The organism is Polaromonas sp. P1_G2 (assembly GCF_056405515.1).
Window position 1 is genome coordinate 1 of the sequence record NZ_JBFUBY010000100.1, and the last position, 19,073, is coordinate 19,073.

Consider the following 19,073-nt stretch of genomic DNA (forward strand, 5'->3'; position numbering starts at 1 on the left):
AAGCTCTACAAGGACTTGACCCGCACGCACCTGCGCGGCATGGTCAATGCGGTGATCTTCCGGGAGGACGCGGACCCGGTGGAATTTCTTACCGCGATCGGCGACCTGGACGGCGGCAGCGAAGCGCTCGCCGATTATTTTTCCGACCAGTGGAGCCGTGTCGAGGGCTTTGCGCGCAGCGGCGGCTTTGAGGCGGCCGACGAGTACGGCAAGATGCTGTCCCAGTCCGCCCTGCTGGCCTCGGCCTACGAAAGACCGCGTGTCCAGCAGGAGGAGGTCGCCGACCAGGACTGGATGCAGCTCGCCTGGATACTGCGTTACGAACTGCCGGACCTGTTCATTGAAATGCTGATGGTGCTGCGCGCCAAGGGCAGTGCCCACAAAGCGGCTTCCGATGAAGAGGACGAGAACGACGACGATGAGCAGGACGACGGCAAGGTGGAGACCGGCGACACCGACCGCGGCAAGGCCACACCGACGGCGCGCGAGTCCGACGAGGAATCGGCGATCTGAACTTGCAAACGCCCATGTCTTCGCCTTCCACCATCTCGCTCTACGATGCGCGTCCTTTTTTCGAGAAGGCGCTGCAGTACGGCGTGCAGCACGGCGTCATCGGCGCCGAAAAAATCGAAGCCATGCGGGTCGAAGGCCCCAAGGGCATGGTGCAGATCGCGCGTTATTTCGGCAATGAGTTTCTGCGTCCGGACCTTGAAAAAGCCCGCGATCGCATGGTGAACCTGATCAGCCTGTACCTCGAAAATTCCTGCCACGGCGACCTCCGGCAGGCGGCTGAATCGCTGCGCGATTTCTCGCTGCTGTCGCGTTCCAAGGGCGGATCGGACATGCTCAAGGCCCTGATCGCCATGCCGCAAAACAGCCACTTCGGCATGAATGAAGGCGGCGGCTTCACCGACGCGCACATTCCGCTGCTGGCCAAATGGTCGCTGCGCAACCTGGCCGACTACCAGGCCGAACTTGCCCGGCGCAGCCAGGTGGCGCAGGTGATCGATGCGGCCGTCTGGCTTGCCGGCGAGCTGGGCATGGACGCCGCCGAACTCGAAGACGCGGGCAAGGATGCCGAAGCGGTGATTCGCACCGCCTTGCTGGTGCCGGCGMCGGGCCGTACCGAGATGCCCGACTGGGTCGCGTTCGAGAAGATGATCACAGCCTTGCGCAAAAAGCACGGGGCTGCTCCGGCGGCGCTGCCCCTCATCGTCCCGAAAAAGCTGCCTGCCCATCTGCGGGATGTGGTGGAGGCGGTGCGGCAGTCCGTGATGGCCGACGCGCCAAAAATACTCGATACGGCCTTGCCGCCGCGCCAGCTGTTTGACCGCAGCCCGGCCTTCATGGGCCGGTATTTTTGGGTCGAAGACGGCCTGAACGAGGTCGATCACCATGACCGCCAGGCATCTGCCGTGTGGAGCAAGGTGACCGGCGGCAATGCGGACGATGGTTCGCTGTTGACCCTGTTCCTGTGCGTGGCCGCCGGTTCCGCACCCAAGACCGTGCTGACCGAGAAAAGCGCCGCGACCCTGCTGCGCAAGATCCGCAAATCAGGTTTCAAGCCCGCGCTGGCCCACCAGTACATCGTGGACCACGCACCGGTGCAGCGCCAGGACGCCTACGCCAGCTTGTGGGATGACTTTGTGGAAGAGGCGCAGGCCACGCTGCAAAGCGATGCGGTTCATGCGCTCCACGACGCGCTGGCCTTGCTGCGGCGGGAATGCCATGTGCAATAGGCGGTTTCTGCCTGCGGTGGCGGCAACGCGGGCCAGGGCCTGAATCTCGGCCAGGTATCAAGCTTGATCTGCCGCCCTTTCCCGGCTTCCGCCAAAAAAGACAAGCAGCAATGAAAGCACCGGAAGCAGGAAAAGGTTGAGATACCCGGGAATCCAAGAAGTGAAGCCCGTATTGGTGGGAATGAAGGCCGACAGCAGGAACAGCGGCGCAAAAAAATCGGACTGGACACGCGCCGCAAACAGCAGGAAGGTGAAGATGTTCACCAGGTGCAACAGCGCGAGCAGAACGATGGGGATGGCAAGGCCTCTGGGAAGCTTTCCGCCGGAGAACAAGCAGTAGGCCGCCCCGAAACAAAGAACCGCCATCGCGATGTTCAATGCGGCCGGAACGGTGCGCCCGGTGTGAGCTATCCACTGAACGCCGCCTATGGCCGACCCCAAAAAGAAGAAGGCCGCGAGCCAGCCCAGGCCTGCCGCGGTCCACGTCATTGCGCGTATATGTTTCATCTGATCTCCCGTGTTAGCCGGAACCATACCGCACCCGGCGCGCAAGGCCTCAGGATATTTTCATCCCATGCGCGCATGCGGCGGATCGTCAGTGCTCAAGCCTCAACATAAAAATAGCGGTCCGCATTCTCGCAAAGATGCCTGACCAGCTGCGGAATTCGCTCCCAGTCCTCCTTGTAGGGGTTGTTGTCTTCTGCCTCGTAGGCCGCCTCGATGCGCTCGTAGTCCAGCGGTGTCTGTGTGTACTGCGCCAGCATGCGCTCCAGCGCCATGGCTTCCTCGGGCATGCCCGCCTCGGCATAGGCTTTCGCCGCAGCCTGGACCAGTTCCGCCCCCGAGTTGTCCGTACCCGTCTTGAACCCTTCGCCGGCGCGGCTCGTTTCCCACTGGAAGATCGCGTAGACCATCCGGTATCCGGGTGGCAGCTGGTTGAGAAGGTGGTCGGGGTTTTCAATGTCAAGCTCAAGCGCGAGCTGGTACATGCCTTCCTCCGGCGTTCCCTCGCTGTCCGATTGCCAGAACGGGGAAACATCGGAGCCGGCGGAACTGGAGGCCTCGTTCACCATCTCGAGGACCAGGGGCGGGATGATGCGTGTCATGTGTGGGCCTTGACGTTGAAGCCGTTTATGCGCCCAGCATCCTGCTGAAGGAGCCGAACCGGTAGAAGGCAAAGCCGGCCATCAAAAGCAGAAACAGCATGAAGACGATGAAGGTTTTCCTGTTCTCGCGGCGGGCACGCTGCAAGGCGTCGGTACTCGAGGCCTGCCACTCGCCGGCCTGGTCCATCGCCAGCAGATTCCGGCCCGCGGCCTCGACGTTCATGGCCTTGATGTCGGCGATGAGCGTGTTCTGCTCTTTCAGCAGGTCACGGATCTCGGATAGCAGGGCTGTCTGGTTGTTGTCCATTTGTTCTTCTCCTTTTTGAGGCCTAGGCCGGCAATATTAGCCGGTGTTCTTGCCACCGGCCGGACACCCGATTAAGCTCGACACCCGCCGCGAAAGCATACGACATAGGCGACCCCCTACAAAGGCGTCAGCCGCATCCGACAGACCGGGCTTGCGCCGTGAGTACGATGGACCTGCTTTGACGGTGATAACAACCTGCATTCCCAACCCTTCAGGAGACACACAATGGCCAGCAAAAAAGTCAGCAAGAACACCATCTGCCTCTGGTACGAGCGCGACGCGCTGGAGGCCGCGAAGTTCTATGCCAAAACATTTCCCGACAGCAAGGTCGGGGACATATTCCACGCGCCGGGCGACTACCCCGACGGCAAGCAGGGCGACGTGCTGACGGTCGAGTTCACCGTCGCCGGCATCCCCTGCATCGGGATCAACGGCGGCCCGGCTTTCAAGCAGAGCGAGGCCTTCTCTTTCCAGATCGCGACCGATGACCAGGCCGAAACCGACCGCCTGTGGAACGCGGTCGTCGGCAACGGCGGCGAGGAAAGCGCGTGCGGCTGGTGCAAGGACAAGTGGGGCCTGTCATGGCAGATCACCCCGCGCGCTCTCACCGATGCGATCGCCGACCCTGATCGCAAGGCCGCCAAGCGTGCCTTCGACGCGATGATGAAGATGAAGAAAATCGACATCGCCAAGATAGAGGCCGCACGGCGGGGCTGACGTCCGTCTTCGGGGTGGATGGCACGCGTCCCGCGGCACGGCTGCTCTTGCCGGGCCGCTTACCTTGCCCTTGCTGTTTTCGCTGCAATATCGCCTGGCGAAACTGGACGGGACCTCGGGACCTCGTCCTACACCCTTGGTCACCCAGCCTCCTAGCATGAATAAACCAGCAATGAAAAGCCATCGCCGTGGCTTGCTTGCAATGCACGGTTGGAGGCGATTCATTCAAGGGAAGAAGGCGTGGATGGCGTGATACAGCGGCATTTATGGCTCTTCAGACTTTCATCCACTTTCTGAAGGAGAACGACATGATTGGAATCAAACAAAGCATACTTTGCGCGGCGCTATTCGCCGGCCTGGCAGGCTGCAGCGGCATGTCGACGCAGGACAGGAACACCGTCATCGGCGCCGGTGTCGGCGGTGTGGCCGGCTCGGCTTTGAGCGGCGGCAGTGCCTTGGGTACTGTCGGCGGCGCCGCGGTCGGCGGTGTGATCGGCCACGAGGTCAGCAAGCCGAAACGCTAAGCCTTAGCCCGGAAGCCGGGTTCGTTCGCGCATGGAGCGCCAGGCAGGCGCTTCATGTGTACGAACCCGGATGCTTTATGCGCACCGACACCCTGGCCCATGAAGGCCTGACACTCGGCCTGATCGCGGCCGGCGATCCCGCCAGGCCCGCCATCGTGCTTTTGCACGGCTGGCCCCATTCCAAGGACCTCTACGCCCCGGTGATCGACACGCTCGCCACCGGGCATTTCGTGCTCGCCTTCGATTTACCCGGCATCGGTGATTCGCGCGGCGCCCCAGCTTCCGCGGAGAAGACTGTATTGGCCGACATTCTGATCGGCGCGGCGGAACGCGCTGGTGCGCGCTCACCTGTCATGGCCGGCCTCGATGTGGGCGGCATGATCGCCTATGCGGCCGCGCGTGACCACGGCGAGCGCATCGCAGGGGCCGTGGTGATGAACACCGTGATCCCCGGCATCGACCCCTGGGACAGGATCCTGGCTGATCCCCGCATCTGGCACTTCGCCTTCCATGCCCTGCCTGAGCTGCCCGAGCTTCTGGTCACGGGCCACCAGCGCGCCTACTTTGATTTTTTCACCGACTTCCTGGCCGGCAAAAAAGAGGCCGTGACGGAGGCGCATAGAGCCGCCTTCGCGCAAGCCTATGAGCGCCCCGAGGCGCTCAAGGCAGGCTTTGACTGGTACCGCGCCCTGCAGGCCGACGCCCGGCACAACAGCCGGCACAAAAACATCGAAACGCCGATGCTCTACCTGCGCGGCGACGCCGACGGCCGTTCGCCCGACGACTACCTCCCCGCCCTGAAAGCCGCGGGCGCGAAGCGCCTCAAGGGTGAGGTGCTGGCGGGCAGCGGCGAGTTCGCGCCGCTGGAGGTGCCCAAGGCGTTCACGCGGGCGCTGGCCACCTTCGCGAAAGAATGCCAGGCCGGCTGATCCGGCCGCGCCGCTTCAGGCTCAGGCCGCTTGCGGCAGGTAGCTGGGCCGCGCCGCCGTCATCCCTTGCTTGACATGCTGCGTCACCTCATCGGCCAGCACTTCATCGGCGCCGGCTTCCAGCCCGTCCAGCGCGCGCTTGACGATGTCTTCGGGGCTGGACTTGGGCACTTCGAAGCCGCGCGTGAGGTCGGTGTCGACATAGGCCATGTGCAAGCCCAGCACCTGGGTTTTCTGGGGCGCGAGTTCGCTGCGCAGGGCATTGGTCAGCGACCAGGCCGCCGACTTGCTGGCCGAGTAGGCCGCGAGTTCGCCGCCGTTGACCCACGAGGCCACCGACAGCACATTGAGCAGCGCGCCGCCGCCGTTGCCTTTGAGTACGGGCGCGAAGGCCTTGCTCATGCGCAGCACGGCGAAGAAGTTGGTTTCAAAAATCCGCCGCGCGATGTCCTCGCTGTCGGCCGCCAGGAAGCCGCCCGGCTGGGCAATGCCGGCGTTGTTGATCACCAGGGTCACGTCCGATGCCAGCGCCGCGGCAGCCGCCACGTCTTCCGGCTTGTTGACGTCAAGGCGCAGGGCCTGCACACCGGGCAGGGTGACGGTGGCCGGGTCGCGCGCCGCCGCATAGACCTTGCGGGCACCGCGTGCCAGCAGCTCGCGCGCGAAGGCCAGGCCTATGCCGCGATTGGCGCCGGTGACGAGAACAACGGAATCTTTGATCTTCATAAACATCTCCAAAAAAAAGTGCGAAAAAAAATCGGCTGCCGGTTTCCACCCGAACCGGCACGAACAAAACTCAACGAACCTTGATCACGACCTTGCCTTTGGCGCGTCCCTGGCCAAGGTAGGCAAGCGCTTCCTTGGCCTGCTCGAAGGGAAACACCTTGTCGATCACCGGGTGGATGCGCTCCGCCTTGAGCAGTTCGCCGATGTGGGCGAGCTGGGCGCCATCGGGGTGCGCAAAAAGAAATGAGTAATTGACGTCCTGCTTTTTCGCGAGGCCCATGATCTTGCGGCTCATCATCGCGAACACAAAGGTCAGGAAGAAGTTCAGCCCCCGCGCGCGGGCGAATGCCGCGTCCAGCGGCCCGACCAGGGAGACCATGCTGGCCCCCGGCTTGAGGATGGCGACGGCTTTCTCCATCGCATCACCCCTGACGGTGCCCAGCACCGCGTCGTAGCCGTGCAGCACCTTCTCGAATTCCTGTTTTTTGTAGTCGACGATCTCGTCCGCGCCCAGGCCGCGCACCAGTTCGACGTTGCCTGTGCTGGTGGTCGTTCCGACCTTGGCGYCCAGGTGCTTGGCCAGCTGGATCGCGAAGGTGCCGATGCCGCCGGAGCCCGCCGGGATAAACACCTTCTGCCCGGGCCTGAGCTTCACCCGCTCTTTCAGCGCCTGCCACGAGGTCAGCCCCACCATCGGGATCGATGCCGCCTGCACAAAGTCCAGATTGGCCGGCTTCAGCGCGGCGGCGTTTTCCGGCACCACCGCGAACTCGGCAATCGCGCCCGTGCCGATGTCGAAGATGCTCGCAAACACTGCATCACCGGGCTTGAAGCGGGTCACGCGGCTACCGACCTCCGTCACCACACCGGCCAGGTCGCTGCCCATCACAGCAGGAAGCTGCAACTTCACCACCGCCTTGAAAAGCCCGGTCGGGATCATGTTGTCGATCGGGTTCACCGCCGCGGCATGGACCTGGACCAGCAGTTCGTCGGGCTTCAGCGTCGGGCGCGGAACCTCGGCGAAGCCGATATCGGGAGTTTTGCCGTAGCGTTTGAAGGTCAGTGCTTTCATGTTGTTTTCCTTGTTCCCGGTGTGCCCGGGTTGTGTTGAGCTTGTGTTGAATCAGGGCCTGGACTACTTGCTGAGCGCTGCGGCGCGGGGCAGTGACAGCCCCGGCATGTCGAGTTGCAGGTTCTTGCGGATCCCGGCATCCACCAGGCCGGCGGGCGCCAGGCGGCGCAGCCATTGCAGGCTGCCCGCGCGGGCGCCGGCCGTGTAGCGCAGCTTGGGGTTGGCCGCGAGCGCGGCCTTGAGCACGGTGTCGGCCACGATGGCGGGCTTGTCGCCGGCCTCGACGAGCTCCTTCATCTTGTGTGTCACGGCCGCGCGGACCTCGCGGTAGGCCTCGAGTTTTTCATCGGGCTCCAGCAGGTTGGCGTCGAACTGCGTGTTCGTGTTCGCGGGCTCTATCACCGAAACGCGGATGCCGGCGGTGCGCAGCTCATGGTCCAGCGATTCCGAATAACCCTCCACCGCGTGTTTGGTCGCGGCATACAGCGCCATGTAGGGCATGGGCAGGAAACCAAACACCGAGCCCATGTTGATGATGCGGCCGCTGCCCTGGCGCCGCATGTGCGGCAGCACGGCACGGGTCATGCGCACCAGGCCAAAGAAGTTGGTGTCAAAGATCGCCTGGGCCTGCGCCATCGAACTCTCTTCCGCACCCGCCGCGGCGACACCAAAGCCCGCGTTGTTGACCAGCAGGTCGATGCGGCCTTCAAGCTGGATCAGCTTCCGCACCGCGGCCTCCACCGACGCGTCCTGGGTCACATCCAGCGGCAGCATCTCAAAAGCTTGCCCGCCTGCCTGGCCGCCACGCCGGCTGGTGCCGTAGACCTTGTAGCCTGCCGCGGCCAGCCGCTGCGCGGTCGCTTCGCCTATGCCGGAGGAGGCGCCTGTCACCAGGGCAATCTTGTTGTGTGTGTTCATGGTGCGGGTCTTTCGGTGAAAAGTGAATTTGGCATGATGACTGTCATATATGAGGGCGAAGAAAAAAGCAGGCGTGGCTCGACAAAACGGGATTCAGTGGGAGACCGGGACCAGCTGCTGCAGCGCGGCTTCGCAAAAGCTGTCCGCCAGCGCGGGCTCGTCGACCACGCGCGCCACCAGCAAGGTGCCGACCATGGTGGCCACCGTCGCCAGCGCGCGCTCATGGGCGCCGGGCTGGCCCCACTCAGGCGACTGGCGGGCGACAAAATCCACCATTTCCTTGACGTGCCGGGTGATCGCGCGGCGCACTTCAGGCACCTGGCGCGGTGTCTCCGAACCCAGCGCGGCCAAGGGGCAGCCCAGCTCGACCTGCTCCCGGTGCTCCGGCGAGAGGTAGGCGCGCAGCATGGCCGCCATGGCCTGTTCAGGCGGCGAGCCGGCCGCAACGCCCGCTATCACGGCGGCAGACTCGGTGCAGGCCCGGGTCGCGGCTTCGGCCAGCATGGCCTCGCGCGAAGCGAAGTGCGCGTAAAACGCGCCATGCGTCAGGCCGGCCTCTTTCATGATGTCGGCCACGCCGGTGCCGTCGTAACCGCTGCGCCGTATCGCCCGCGCGGCCACCGACACGATGCGTTCGTGGGAGGCCTCTTTGGCGGCGGAGCGGGCGTTGATTTTGGGTGGCTTTGCGTTTCGCATGACGCGCATCATACGTTATTTGGGCGAAACGTGCGCCGCGAAGGTTTTGGGCCGGTTCGTGATGGTTTTTATCTGCGCAAATCTGCGAAATCTGTGGATACAGATTCATCCGCAGATTTCGCAGATTTACGCAGATTGAAGAGACGAGATTTGCACTCCAGGCTGTCGGGACCGCTCAAGATCGCCTGGTAGCCAAATAATCGTTTTTGGACAAAAACGCGCTTAAATAATCAAAATTGTGCATCCCGAAGTCACTAAAGCCCAGCGGAGTTCATTTCTAATCATTTTTGGACATGTTCAGCAGCCGCATGATGAACGACCAGCCGTGAATCAGATGTCCTGCGGAGCCAATGCCAGAACCAGCCAGGGCACCCCAAAGCGATCCACCAGCTGGCCGAAGCGCGCGGCCCAGGGCATCCGCGTCAGCGGCGCCTTGACCTCGCCGCCTTCGGCCAGCGCATCAAAGACGCGCGTGGCCTCCGCGACGCTTTGGGCATGCAGGGAGATGTTGAAGCCGCGCATGGGCTCAAACTCGTCGGGCGGCACGTCGTTGCCCAGCAGCGCCCAGTCGCCCATCTGGAGTTCGGCGAAGCGTATGTGTTCAGGCGCCGAGGGTTTGGAGCCCGGCGGAAGCGGGACGTCCGGGCTGTCGCCCAAGGCGTTCATCACGGTGATCTTGCCCCTGAGCACTTTTTCATAAAGCTCAAAGGCCTGGCGGCAGTTGCCGTCAAAGGCCAGTTGCGGCACGAGTTTCATTGCAAGTCCTCCTTGGCCGGCGGTGGGTACGCAAAGGTGTGTATGGCCGGCGAGTTGCTTATTCCAAGCTAGGCCTGTGAGGACTGAGCGCCAGCTCCTGGTTTCAGCTTTGGGCGTAGGACTTGGCTGACTGGCCCTCTCCGAGGAAAGTGCGTGGCCTACGTGTTGCGCGGCCCGTGGCTGACAACGCCCTGTGTTTGTGCGCGATCAGACTCTGGAATCCATCCCATTGAAACAGGAGATTTCTCAATGCCAGATAGCCACAAAGAGATTCTGCAAAAGGCCAATGCGGCCATCGTGAAAGGCGACTACGAGGGATTCCTGCAGTTCTGCACGGAGGACACGGAATGGATCTTTGTAGGGGACAGGACGCTGAAGGGAAAAGACGCTGTTCGCGAGTGGATGGCGAGTGAGTACCGGGAGCCGCCGAGGTTTGAGGTCCACCAGATGATCGCCGACGGGGACTTTGTCGCGGCACTTGGCGAGATCACTTTGAAGGACGAGGCGAGGAAGGATGTGCGCCATGCCTACTGCGATGTCTGGCGCTTTCGGGATGGGGGGATGGCTGGGTTGCAGGCTTTTGTGATTGAGGCTGAACTGGAGGGTGCGGCGGGCGAGAGTGGGGCTTTGTAGGTTAGTTGTCCAGAATCTCTGCGAACGCCCTAACGGGAAACGCTGCGGCTTCCCGTGCTTTCAGGGGGATCGCGAAGAACCGAAAGGACTTCCCGTGGAGCGCAGACAGTCCTGTTAAATTTTCAATGATCAGGATTCCATCACGCAAAAACCAGGTGTGGGCGGGGCGCTCCATGTCGCTGGTTGAATCAACATTGGAGCAATCCACTCCCAGGAGCTTTATTCCGGCACGCTGCACTTGCCGCAGTGCATCCCTCGAGAGAAACGGATGTGATCGATATGTCTCCGTGCCCCAATGACGATCCCAGCCAAAGTTAAGTAACAGTGCTTGCCCTTCAAGATTGCCCTGCAGCCCAAGATCACTCCATTCGATTTGTTGGCGCGGTTTAGTGTCCCGGAGGTCCGACACTACACCTGTAAGAACCAATCTATCCAACTCGATCGAAGCAATATCCTCCGCGCCGGGAAAACGGTGGCGCGGAGCGTCCAGCTTGGTGCCCACCGAAGTTTGAAATGCAACATCAGTTACTTCGAAGGATGACTTCCCGTCGTAGTGGCACTCTGATTCTGAATGCGTCATATATGGACGCAGATGGGCGGTTAGCTCAACAGAATCACCATTCCTGTCTTTGAACCGCGCGCCTGGCATTCCATCTTCGAAAGTGTGGGAGAGGTCGATCAGCATACTTTTACCTTCAAATTTTCTATACAAACTTGCTGTTGCCGCCAGCGCAATCGCCTCCAGGCCGAGCTCAAGTTGATGCGCAAATTTTAGAGTCTGCCCAGAGCTCGCGTCCTATGAAACTCCGCTACAACCCAATGCCGCGCCGGCATAGCCCGTTCGAAAAGTCAGTATCTTTGTGATCGCAAATGCAGGCCGAGCCGGTCGCCAAAATCGCGGGCTAGCCGCGACGGCGCCGAGTTTGGGGCATAGGCAAGGTGCGTCTGCACCTTTATGCCGGGAGTGAACGGCGCTACGTGCACCACGTCACGGAAAGCCGCTGCTCCATAAGAACTCACGATGCCCACCCCTACTCCCGCTGCTGCAAGGGTGCAGATAGTGGCGGAGTAGTTTGTCTCGACAACAGAAGGGGGCGTGACTCCGTGTTTGGCAAGAACCTGCTGCAGCATCTGCTGCAAACTGTCGTCCGCACCGTGGACGAGAAGGGGGAAATCCTTCAGGTCGCGGACATGGACCCCTGGCTTGGCGGCCAATCCGAGTTGCTTATTCATGACGCATACGGCGCGTGTTTGGTGCAGCAGCTCAGGTTCAAGGCCCTTGGCGCTAATGTCGCTTGTCGAGATCGCCAGGTCATAAATTCCGCTTAGCAGGCCGTCCCGCATAAATGAGGTGCCCACGGTCTGGAGACTGATTTTTACGCCTGTATGGTCGGTTTTGAACTGCTGGATCACGGCAGGCAGGACGGCCAGCGCGAGGACCGGCGTACACGCAATGCGCAACACCCCAATGCCCGTTTGGCGAAGGGCCGCAACTGTTTCTTCAACCTTTTCCAGGCCAAGAAAGTGCCGCTGCACTGCGCGAAAAAGTTCATTCGCCTCTGGTGTTGGGAGAAGCCGCCCCCGATGCATCTCAAACAGTTTCAGGCCGGTGGACAACTGAAGATGGGACAGCGTGCGACTGACCGCCGGCTGGGTCATGTGAAGAATCTTCGCTGCGGCCGTCGTGGTTCCGCCTTGCATGAAAGCGCGGAAGGTCTCGATGTGCTTGGAATTGAGTGGTCTCATGTTCGCCTGGGGTGTGAGGTCCGTCGCCAATTTGAGTGTATGCCGATTCTGTATAGCTGGCTATCGATAAGTAATTTGTTGTTATGGAGTTGGCGTCCTAGACTGCCGTCCATGCACTCAGAAATCGTCGCTTCCTCTGCCACTCGCAGTCCATCCGTTTGGGAAACTGGCCGAAGGATTGATGCTGGCCAGCTGACGTCGGTGCAACTAGTGAGAGAAGCGATTGCCCGGGCAACTTTGCGAGAGCCGGATCTGCATGCATGGGCTTCTCTCAACGAGGTGCAGGCGTTGCGCGAGGCCGCGGCGCTGGATCTACAGCCGCGCAGGGGTGTACTGCATGGCATTCCGATCGCTGTGAAGGATTTATCGGATACGCGCACACATCCCACGTCTTATGGCTCGTCCGCCTACCTTGGGCACAAACCGGTGATGGACGCGGCTTGCGTTGCCCTTGCAAGGGCGGCCGGAGCGGTCATCCTGGGAAAGACGGCCACTGTCGAGTTTGGTGCGAGCCGTCCCTGTGCCACTACCAACCCCCATAACAAGAACCACACGCCGGGCGGCTCTTCCGCCGGATCTGCGGCCGTAGTCGGGGATCATCAAGTGCTACTTGCTACTGGAACGCAGACAGGAGGCTCCATCGTCAGGCCGGCGGCTTTTTGCGGCGCCGTTGGTTTCAAGCCGAGTTTCGGTTCGGTGTCGACGGCTGGCACCAAGGGCTATGCGTGGTCACTCGATACCGTCGGTGCCTTCGCATCGAGGGTGGAGGATGTGGCACTTTTTTTCAGTGTGCTGCGTGGCATGCGGAATGTTGAAATGCCTCAGCCGCTGTCGTCTCCTCCGCGTATCGGCTTGTTGCCGGGGCCTTTCGTGGATAGGGCTGAAGAGTCGGCAGTGGAGGCGCTTGAGGCTGTAGCCCGGCGCTGTAGTTTCGCCGGAGCACAGGTCCACCCGGCGGACTGGCCTTCGCAACTCGAGGAATCTCTTGAACTACAGAGAACGATCTCCCGTTACGAGATGGGGAGATCGCTGCTTGCCGAGACGCAGAGCCCAGTCGCCGGCGAGCTAGGAGCGCCGCTGATGGACGAAGTCACGCGCGGACAAGCAATCACCGAGCAAGCCTACCTCGATGCAAAAAGGAGGGCCGCAACCCTTGCCTCGGCCATCGATCTGCTGTTCATGCAATACGACGCACTCCTCAGCTTTGCGACACCTGGTGAGGCCCCCCACGGTTTGAACACAACCGGCGATGCAACGTTCTGCCTGTCTTGCACRCTGGATTGAGCAACTCATGACTAACCCAACTTGAAGGAACAAATATGCCCGAAACCTTATCACCAGCAAAATTGGTTCACTTCCGCGGACACAAAACGGCTGCCCCGATCTGGCAATCCGAAGCGGTGCGAGCCGGCCCATTCATCTTCACTTCCGCAGTGTTGGCAACTGACTGGGTGAATGGAATTGCTCCTGAAGCCGAAGTTGATGGAAAATTTCCCTACTTCGCCTCTGAAGCTGAGCTTCAGACGGAGTACATCCTGCGTTCGCTGTCTCGCACCTTGCAGCAAGCCGGGAGCACGCTTGATTCTGTCGTCAAGGCGCATGTCTTTCTGCTGGAGAGCAGCGACTTTCCCGGTTTTGATCGCGTCTGGAAGCGTTACTTTCCCAATCCACCGACACGTACCACGGTCGGCGCAGCCGGCTTGCTCGTCCCGGGGGCCCGCCTCGAGATCTCGCTGATTTCGCTTGCCGCCGATAGCGGCTTGACAAAGTCTCCTGCCAGCTCGGATGGCCCCCGGCCGCTGACCAAAAAAGTCGAAGCGATGCGCGCGGGGGATTTCGTTTTCACTTCTGGACAACTGGCGCACAATGCCATTGACGGTGTCCCACCTGAAGCGGGTGGACGCGGTGCGAAGGCCGATATGCAGAAGCAATCGAACTACACGATCCGCAATATGCTCGGGTCGCTGAGCGCCGGCGGGGCACGGCCCGCAGACGTTGTGAAAGGACAAGCTCTCCTGCTCGACACCAAACAAGAGAGCGGATTCTTGAAAGCCTGGCGTGACGGCATCCCTGCATCCACGGCACTGGCCGTCACCGGCATTGGCTCTTTGCTGGTGGGCGACACCATCATCGAGATCGACCTGACCGCTTATACCGGTGACGATTTGGTGGTTTCAAAGAACATCTCACCGCGAGGCCCTGAAGCCGTCAGGTGCGGTGACTTGGTGTTTTCGGCAGGAATTTTCCCAGGCTTTGACACTGGGACACTGCCGGACGAGTGCGTGGTGTCGCCGGCGTATCCCCATTACTCCTCAGCGATTCGATTGCAGACCGAGTGGGTGTTGAAACGCATTGATGCAGCACTGCGCAGCGTTGGCAGCGATCTTTCGCACGTTGCCAAGGCTCAGGTATTCCTGACAGATCTCTCGGATTTCGCTCAGTTTGATGAGGTTTGGAAAACCTACTTCCCGACCGCGCCGGCCAGGTCTGTCGTCAAGGCCTCGCCGTTGCCAGTGGGCGGCGCTGTGATCGCCATCGAAGTGTATGCGGCGCRAATCTAGGAGTTGAAGTGAACGATGGCGAGGCGGAGGTTACAGATATGCCTTCGCTTCGCTCTACAGTTTCAATGCCGCCGTTCAAGAAGGATGGCGCCATCCTGCCATTTCAGGAGAGCAAGATGTCTACGAACCGTTATTGGGCTACAGGTGTGGAAATGCCAAACCTCAGCCAACCGCCACTTAAAGAGCTTGTGGACTTCACGACGCCGGCCGAGAAGATGTTCTTCCTCCGTCACATGGCCATGCCTTCGATTGATCGGAGAAAGTGGCAGGTGGAWATTGCCGGTCAGGTGCGGCGTCCCATCAAGCTGTCGCTGGGGGACCTGGCTTCGATGAAGCAAGTTTCCATCAGTTCAGTTCACGAGTGCGCGGGACATCCGTTTCATCCTACCGTGCCTGTCCGCCGGGTGGCAAACGTTACCTGGGGAGGTGTTCGCTTGCAGGAAGTACTTGATCGAGCGGAAGTGCTTCCTGGCGCCCAGTTTATTTGGTCGTACGGCATCGATGGTGGTGACTACCATGGGATAGACATCCCGGCTTACGTCAAGGATCTGCCGCTGCCAGAGGTGACTGCCGGAGACGTGATGCTTGCCACGCATCTAAATGGCCAGGAGCTCGACGATAAGCACGGCGGCCYGGTTCGTCTCGTAGTTCCGGGGTATTACGGCACCAATTCGACCAAATGGCTGGAGCGACTGGAACTGCGGGAGATGCGCAGCCCTGGGTATTTCACGACCACCATGTACAACGATACCGTCATGCGTGACGGCCAAGAAGTGCGCACACCCGTGTGGGGAATCCAGCCTCACTCAGTGCTGATTGACCCATCGGACGGCGATCTGGTCGCTGCAGGCCATCCTTCAAGGCTTCACGGGTGGGCATGGAGTTCGGTTCCCGTGGTCAGGGTAGAGGTGAGTACGGATGGCGGTGCCAGTTGGTGCGAAGCGTCACTCCATGAACGGCTTCAACGATCGTGGCAGCACTTCGACGCTTCCTGGATTCCAAACGTTGGCACGCATGTCCTGATGTGCCGGGCATTTGACCGGGAGGGTAGAGATCAACCCGCCACCGGATTCAGAAACTCCGTATTTTCAGCCACGGTTAGCGCAGCCTAGCGAGACGGCTGATTCTTTTCCTCCTTGTTCGATGAGCTCGTCCTGCCGACGTTGCGGGTTCATCCTGTCCCTGTGTTTATTCAAGTCAAAAAATGCATCCTCTGAACCCCATTCCTGCGAATCGCGTTGCTGCGGGCAGCGCTCACTATTTCTTTGGCTATTACAACAAGTCCAACTGGGATTCGTCGGGGAGATTCCTTCTGGCACATGAGACCCCATGGCGGGACGCCTACCTCACGGAAGACCTGGTGGCAAAGGTGGGTTACTTCGACATGGCTGTGGGTGACGGGGTCTTTCATTCTGTGGGGAAGACCCAGGCCTGGAATTGGCAGATGGGCTCGCAACTTCAATGGTTGGGAGGCACGGACGAGCACAAACGCAAGATTCTCTATAACGTCAGGACCGATGACGCCTCGTCTCGCTACCCGTTTTTTGCAGCAGAAATCAGGGACGTCGATACGGGTGAAAGCCGAACACTTCCGATGCCAATTTATGTTGCAGCACCCAACGGCAAGTGGGCGCTTTGCGTTGACTATCGGCGGCTGTATTTGACCCACGAGACGATWGGCTACCCTTGTGGTCGAGATGTGACGGCGCCCGCACTGTGCCCCGGAGACGATGGCATCTGGATGATGGCACTTGCAACGGGGGCGGCGAGCCTGGCGGTGAGCTACGCGCAACTGGCCGCGTTTCACCCACGGGAATCCATGCGCAAGGCTATTCATTGGGTCAGCCACATTGAGGTCAGTCCTTCCTCTTCAAGAGTCCTTTTCCTGCATCGCTGGACTGAGCGGGTGAAGGACGAGACTTGTTTCCTACACCGGCTTATCACCATGAATCCCGACGGTTCTGATCTGCGCTTGCTTGAATGCTCGGATCATCCGTTGCCGCAGCTTTCTGAGGATTTTGACTCAGGGGCCGTCGGTACTTTTGACTATGAAAAGTCTGAATATCAAATCTCGCATCCCTTGTGGAGGCGAGACGGAGAAATCATTGTTTGGGGGCCGCACGCCGGGCAGATCCATTACCACCTGTACGAGGACAGCGAGATCGGGGCGGTCCATGTCGTGGGTGCGGGAACGCTCACTGAAAACGGGCATATGACGTTTTCCCCAACAGATCCGCAGTGGTTGCTAAGCGATACCTATCCTGACGGTGTAACCCATGAGCGTGTGCTGTTCCTCTACAACGTAAGGACTGGCAAGCGGTATGAGTTGGGTAGCTTTTACGCGGATCCATCTCTCTCCAAGGAGAACCGCTGCGATTTGCATCCGCGATGGGCACCGGATGGGCGGCAGATCTGCATAGATTCGGTTCATGAGCATGCGCGTTCGATGTACGTCTTGAATGTGGAGTCGATCGTTGGTGATGCGTCCGCCGATGCTAGTCACTTAACAACACCTTATCCGTAGCATTGTTTATTCGATTCCCGGCGATATCACCTCGACCGATCACCGTGGCCTTTGACCAAATCCAAAACTTAAGGAGACATCATGAAAACGCTTTATCTTATTTTTACCTCACTGGCCTTGGCTGTGACGAGCGCTATTGCCCAGACGAATGACACATTGGGACGAATTCGGGAAACTGGAGTCATCCATGTGGGAGTGCGCGAGTCCTCTGGCGCGTTGTCGTACACCACTGGCAATGGGGCGTATGTCGGATTCCACGTTGAAATTTGCCAACGAATGATTCAAGATCTCGAGCGAGTTTTGAACAAAAAATTGGAGACCCGGTATTTGCCAGTGACTTCGCTGAATCGAATTCCGCTGATGCAAAACGGCACGATTGACGTCGAGTGCGGAGCCACGACAAACAACTCTGCCCGGCAGAAGGACGTTGCATTTGCGCTGACGACCTATGTCGAAGAGGTGCGGATGGCTGTGAAGGTCGGTTCGGGAATCAACTCGCTGTCGCAATTGAATGGAAGGAAGGTTGCCACCACGGCAGGAACTACGTCGGTGCAGCTTCTTCGCAAGCATGAACGCGCGGCAAAAATTGATTTCATTGAGATTTTCGGCAAAGACATGGCGGAGAGTTTCCTCTTGCTAGAATCCGGGCGAGCTGATGCGTTTGTGATGGATAGCCAGGTTCTTGCCGGAAATATTGCCGCCTCAAGAAATCCGAGTGGCTATCAGATCGTCGGAGAGTCCATCAGTGTGGAGCCGATTGCGATCATGCTAAAGAAGGATGACCCGAAGTTTAAGGAGGTCATAAACGGCACGATCAGGGAACTGATCAAAAGTGGTGAGATGGAAAAAATCTACGACAAGTGGTTTATGCGCCCGATCCCGCCGCGCGGCGCCAAATTAGGTCTTCCAGCCAGTAACGCAACGAAGGCTGCCTGGGCATCACCTAACGATCGACCTCTTGAGGATTACAGCCAGAGGTAGACAAGAAGGGGGGGCTGTGCAATGGCGCTCTCAAAGAATCCGGTTAAACCAAAGCAGCGACAAACTAGCCGACACCAAAGCCAGCGCAGCCGCCACCAGCGCCAGCAACCCGGAAATCTCCGTCTCTTTCTTCTCAATCGCCAGCCGAGAACTGAGCGTCTCATAGACCTTCTTCAAGTCCGCCGCGGTGCCGGCATAGAAGTACTCAGCCTGCGTGGTGCGCGCGATGCCCTTCAAGGTCTCCTCGTCGAGCTTGACGCGCATGGACCAGCCTTCAAAGCCAATCGTCTCCCCGTCCACCGTGCCCACGCCCACGGTATAGACACGCACGCCGCGGTCGGCGGCGGCTTTGGCTGCGTCCAAAGAATCCACGCCGGTGGTGCGCTGGCCGTCGGTCAGCAGGATGATGGCGCCTGAGGTGTAAGAGCCGGGGGCGACGGGGACGAATTCTTTTTTGGCGCCCTTGTCGGGAGCCAGGGCCTGGTCTATGGAGGTGCCGCGGGGTTTCTCGCGGCCGTATTGCATGGACGCTAAATCAATGCCGGCATCGGGAAACAGTTCGGCCAGCGAGACGACGATGCCGTTGCCTATGGCGGTGCCGCGCTGCAGCTGGAATTTGTCGATCGCTACGACCAGGTCTTCGCGGCTCAGTGTGGGTTGCTGCACGACGGAGGCCGTGCCGGCGAAGGCGACGATGCCTACGCGCACATTGCGCGGCAGGTCGGCGAGGAAGGCTTTGGCGGCGTTCTGTGCGGCAACCAGGCGATTGGGCAGCACGTCGGCGGCGCGCATGCTGCCTGAGACGTCCATGGCGAGGATGATGGTTTCGCGCTGGGATGGCAGGCTGATGACCGCGAAGGGGCGCGAGGCCGCGACCAGCATGGCGGCGATGGACAGCAGGAAGAGTATGGGCGGCACATGGCGGCGGAAACTCTGGCCGCGGCCCATGGCTTCGCGCACGATGGAGAGGCTGGCATACCGTAATGCCATTTTTTTCTTGCGGCGCAGCAGCCAGATGTAGATCAGCACCAGCAGCGGGATGGCTAGCAGCAGCCACAAAAATTCCGGCCACAAAAACGTCGGCAAAGGCAATTTGGACATGAAAGAAGTGAGCCAGCTGGGGAGGTTCATGGTGAGA

22 protein-coding genes are annotated in these 19,073 nt (G+C 60.2%); 11 read left to right on the plus strand and 11 right to left on the minus strand.

The features are described from left to right. Both AC1D0P_RS12240 and AC1D0P_RS12245 read left to right on the plus strand, forming a co-directional pair. On the plus strand, nt 1-513 hold a 513-nt coding region (locus tag AC1D0P_RS12240), incomplete at its 5' end, for a hypothetical protein (protein WP_477676985.1). 14 nt (nt 514-527) lie between these two features. After that, entirely contained in the window at nt 528-1,739 is a 1,212-nt protein-coding gene (locus AC1D0P_RS12245; RefSeq protein ID WP_477676986.1) for a hypothetical protein, read from the plus strand. Between the two features lie 57 nt (nt 1,740-1,796). Here the strand turns inward: AC1D0P_RS12245 and AC1D0P_RS12250 are convergent, their stop codons facing one another. The 3 genes from AC1D0P_RS12250 to AC1D0P_RS12260 all read right to left on the minus strand — a co-directional run bounded on the left by AC1D0P_RS12250 (nt 1,797) and on the right by AC1D0P_RS12260 (nt 3,152). Next, entirely contained in the window at nt 1,797-2,246 is a 450-nt protein-coding gene (locus AC1D0P_RS12250) for a hypothetical protein (RefSeq protein ID WP_477676987.1), read from the minus strand. A 95-nt stretch (nt 2,247-2,341) separates the two neighbouring features. Then, on the minus strand, nt 2,342-2,845 hold the full coding sequence (locus AC1D0P_RS12255) for a DMP19 family protein (protein ID WP_477676988.1): 504 nt from the start codon (nt 2,843-2,845) through the stop codon (nt 2,342-2,344). A gap of 25 nt (nt 2,846-2,870) precedes the next feature. Beyond that, nucleotides 2,871-3,152: a hypothetical protein gene (locus AC1D0P_RS12260; RefSeq protein ID WP_477676989.1), complete on the minus strand. Its 282-nt coding sequence runs from the start codon at nt 3,150-3,152 to the stop codon at nt 2,871-2,873. Between the two features lie 225 nt (nt 3,153-3,377). Here AC1D0P_RS12260 and AC1D0P_RS12265 point away from each other — a divergent pair, with 225 nt between their 5' ends. The 3 genes from AC1D0P_RS12265 (at nt 3,378) to AC1D0P_RS12275 (ending at nt 5,322) form a co-directional block, all read left to right on the plus strand. Next, on the plus strand, nt 3,378-3,869 hold the full coding sequence (locus AC1D0P_RS12265; protein WP_477676990.1) for a VOC family protein: 492 nt from the start codon (nt 3,378-3,380) through the stop codon (nt 3,867-3,869). Between the two features lie 308 nt (nt 3,870-4,177). Beyond that, nucleotides 4,178-4,393 (plus strand): glycine zipper 2TM domain-containing protein, encoded by a 216-nt coding sequence (locus tag AC1D0P_RS12270; protein WP_477652606.1) that lies wholly within the window; start codon nt 4,178-4,180, stop codon nt 4,391-4,393. A 77-nt stretch (nt 4,394-4,470) separates the two neighbouring features. Beyond that, nucleotides 4,471-5,322, plus strand: a complete 852-nt coding sequence (locus AC1D0P_RS12275; RefSeq protein WP_477676991.1) for an alpha/beta fold hydrolase — start codon at nt 4,471-4,473, stop codon at nt 5,320-5,322. 21 nt (nt 5,323-5,343) lie between these two features. Here AC1D0P_RS12275 and AC1D0P_RS12280 read toward each other — a convergent pair whose 3' ends face one another. From AC1D0P_RS12280 to AC1D0P_RS12300, 5 genes are all read right to left on the minus strand, one after another. Further along, on the minus strand, nt 5,344-6,048 hold the full coding sequence (locus AC1D0P_RS12280) for an SDR family oxidoreductase (RefSeq protein WP_477676992.1): 705 nt from the start codon (nt 6,046-6,048) through the stop codon (nt 5,344-5,346). Nucleotides 6,049-6,118: 70 nt separating this feature from the next. Further along, nucleotides 6,119-7,120: an NADP-dependent oxidoreductase gene (locus AC1D0P_RS12285; protein ID WP_477676993.1), complete on the minus strand. Its 1,002-nt coding sequence runs from the start codon at nt 7,118-7,120 to the stop codon at nt 6,119-6,121. A 63-nt stretch (nt 7,121-7,183) separates the two neighbouring features. Continuing rightward, entirely contained in the window at nt 7,184-8,038 is an 855-nt protein-coding gene (locus AC1D0P_RS12290) for an oxidoreductase (RefSeq protein ID WP_477676994.1), read from the minus strand. A 93-nt stretch (nt 8,039-8,131) separates the two neighbouring features. Then, on the minus strand, nt 8,132-8,746 hold the full coding sequence (locus AC1D0P_RS12295) for a TetR/AcrR family transcriptional regulator (protein WP_477676995.1): 615 nt from the start codon (nt 8,744-8,746) through the stop codon (nt 8,132-8,134). Nucleotides 8,747-9,064: 318 nt separating this feature from the next. Next, nucleotides 9,065-9,490 carry a VOC family protein gene (locus tag AC1D0P_RS12300; RefSeq protein ID WP_477676996.1) on the minus strand — a complete coding sequence of 142 codons (426 nt, stop codon included), beginning with the start codon at nt 9,488-9,490 and terminating at the stop codon, nt 9,065-9,067. A gap of 249 nt (nt 9,491-9,739) precedes the next feature. Here AC1D0P_RS12300 and AC1D0P_RS12305 point away from each other — a divergent pair, with 249 nt between their 5' ends. Continuing rightward, nucleotides 9,740-10,123 carry a nuclear transport factor 2 family protein gene (locus AC1D0P_RS12305; protein WP_477676997.1) on the plus strand — a complete coding sequence of 128 codons (384 nt, stop codon included), beginning with the start codon at nt 9,740-9,742 and terminating at the stop codon, nt 10,121-10,123. Between the two features lies 1 nt (nt 10,124). Here the strand turns inward: AC1D0P_RS12305 and AC1D0P_RS12310 are convergent, their stop codons facing one another. Beyond that, nucleotides 10,125-10,808: a cyclase family protein gene (locus tag AC1D0P_RS12310; RefSeq protein WP_477676998.1), complete on the minus strand. Its 684-nt coding sequence runs from the start codon at nt 10,806-10,808 to the stop codon at nt 10,125-10,127. A 164-nt stretch (nt 10,809-10,972) separates the two neighbouring features. Next, nucleotides 10,973-11,869 carry a LysR substrate-binding domain-containing protein gene (locus AC1D0P_RS12315; RefSeq protein WP_477676999.1) on the minus strand — a complete coding sequence of 299 codons (897 nt, stop codon included), beginning with the start codon at nt 11,867-11,869 and terminating at the stop codon, nt 10,973-10,975. A 111-nt stretch (nt 11,870-11,980) separates the two neighbouring features. Between AC1D0P_RS12315 and AC1D0P_RS12320 the strand changes: the two genes are divergently transcribed. The 5 genes from AC1D0P_RS12320 (at nt 11,981) to AC1D0P_RS12340 (ending at nt 17,935) form a co-directional block, all read left to right on the plus strand. Then, nucleotides 11,981-13,153 carry an amidase gene (locus AC1D0P_RS12320; RefSeq protein ID WP_477677000.1) on the plus strand — a complete coding sequence of 391 codons (1,173 nt, stop codon included), beginning with the start codon at nt 11,981-11,983 and terminating at the stop codon, nt 13,151-13,153. A gap of 35 nt (nt 13,154-13,188) precedes the next feature. Further along, complete coding sequence (locus AC1D0P_RS12325) at nt 13,189-14,430, plus strand: RidA family protein (RefSeq protein WP_477677001.1); 1,242 nt, start codon at nt 13,189-13,191, stop codon at nt 14,428-14,430. Between the two features lie 8 nt (nt 14,431-14,438). Then, on the plus strand, nt 14,439-15,542 hold the full coding sequence (locus AC1D0P_RS12330) for a molybdopterin-dependent oxidoreductase (protein WP_477677002.1): 1,104 nt from the start codon (nt 14,439-14,441) through the stop codon (nt 15,540-15,542). A 92-nt stretch (nt 15,543-15,634) separates the two neighbouring features. Next, entirely contained in the window at nt 15,635-16,954 is a 1,320-nt protein-coding gene (locus tag AC1D0P_RS12335) for a hypothetical protein (RefSeq protein WP_477677003.1), read from the plus strand. A gap of 81 nt (nt 16,955-17,035) precedes the next feature. Beyond that, the gene (locus AC1D0P_RS12340) at nt 17,036-17,935 is read left to right on the plus strand and encodes an amino acid ABC transporter substrate-binding protein (protein WP_477677004.1); all 900 of its coding nucleotides are present in this window, start codon (nt 17,036-17,038) and stop codon (nt 17,933-17,935) included. Between the two features lie 30 nt (nt 17,936-17,965). Here the strand turns inward: AC1D0P_RS12340 and AC1D0P_RS12345 are convergent, their stop codons facing one another. Beyond that, nucleotides 17,966-19,066, minus strand: coding sequence for a VWA domain-containing protein (locus AC1D0P_RS12345; RefSeq protein WP_477677005.1), 1,101 nt, complete (start codon nt 19,064-19,066; stop codon nt 17,966-17,968). Nucleotides 19,067-19,073: the final 7 nt, after the last annotated feature.

Coding starts and splice junctions, on each gene's coding strand:
- AC1D0P_RS12250 (WP_477676987.1), bottom strand. CDS start 2,246: ATGAAACATATACGCGCAATGACGTGGACCGCGGCAGGCCTGGGCTGG.
- AC1D0P_RS12255 (WP_477676988.1), bottom strand. CDS start 2,845: ATGACACGCATCATCCCGCCCCTGGTCCTCGAGATGGTGAACGAGGCC.
- AC1D0P_RS12260 (WP_477676989.1), bottom strand. CDS start 3,152: ATGGACAACAACCAGACAGCCCTGCTATCCGAGATCCGTGACCTGCTG.
- AC1D0P_RS12265 (WP_477676990.1), top strand. CDS start 3,378: ATGGCCAGCAAAAAAGTCAGCAAGAACACCATCTGCCTCTGGTACGAG.
- AC1D0P_RS12270 (WP_477652606.1), top strand. CDS start 4,178: ATGATTGGAATCAAACAAAGCATACTTTGCGCGGCGCTATTCGCCGGC.
- AC1D0P_RS12275 (WP_477676991.1), top strand. CDS start 4,471: ATGCGCACCGACACCCTGGCCCATGAAGGCCTGACACTCGGCCTGATC.
- AC1D0P_RS12280 (WP_477676992.1), bottom strand. CDS start 6,048: ATGAAGATCAAAGATTCCGTTGTTCTCGTCACCGGCGCCAATCGCGGC.
- AC1D0P_RS12290 (WP_477676994.1), bottom strand. CDS start 8,038: ATGAACACACACAACAAGATTGCCCTGGTGACAGGCGCCTCCTCCGGC.
- AC1D0P_RS12295 (WP_477676995.1), bottom strand. CDS start 8,746: ATGATGCGCGTCATGCGAAACGCAAAGCCACCCAAAATCAACGCCCGC.
- AC1D0P_RS12300 (WP_477676996.1), bottom strand. CDS start 9,490: ATGAAACTCGTGCCGCAACTGGCCTTTGACGGCAACTGCCGCCAGGCC.
- AC1D0P_RS12305 (WP_477676997.1), top strand. CDS start 9,740: ATGCCAGATAGCCACAAAGAGATTCTGCAAAAGGCCAATGCGGCCATC.
- AC1D0P_RS12310 (WP_477676998.1), bottom strand. CDS start 10,808: ATGCTGATCGACCTCTCCCACACTTTCGAAGATGGAATGCCAGGCGCG.
- AC1D0P_RS12315 (WP_477676999.1), bottom strand. CDS start 11,869: ATGAGACCACTCAATTCCAAGCACATCGAGACCTTCCGCGCTTTCATG.
- AC1D0P_RS12340 (WP_477677004.1), top strand. CDS start 17,036: ATGAAAACGCTTTATCTTATTTTTACCTCACTGGCCTTGGCTGTGACG.
- AC1D0P_RS12345 (WP_477677005.1), bottom strand. CDS start 19,066: ATGAACCTCCCCAGCTGGCTCACTTCTTTCATGTCCAAATTGCCTTTG.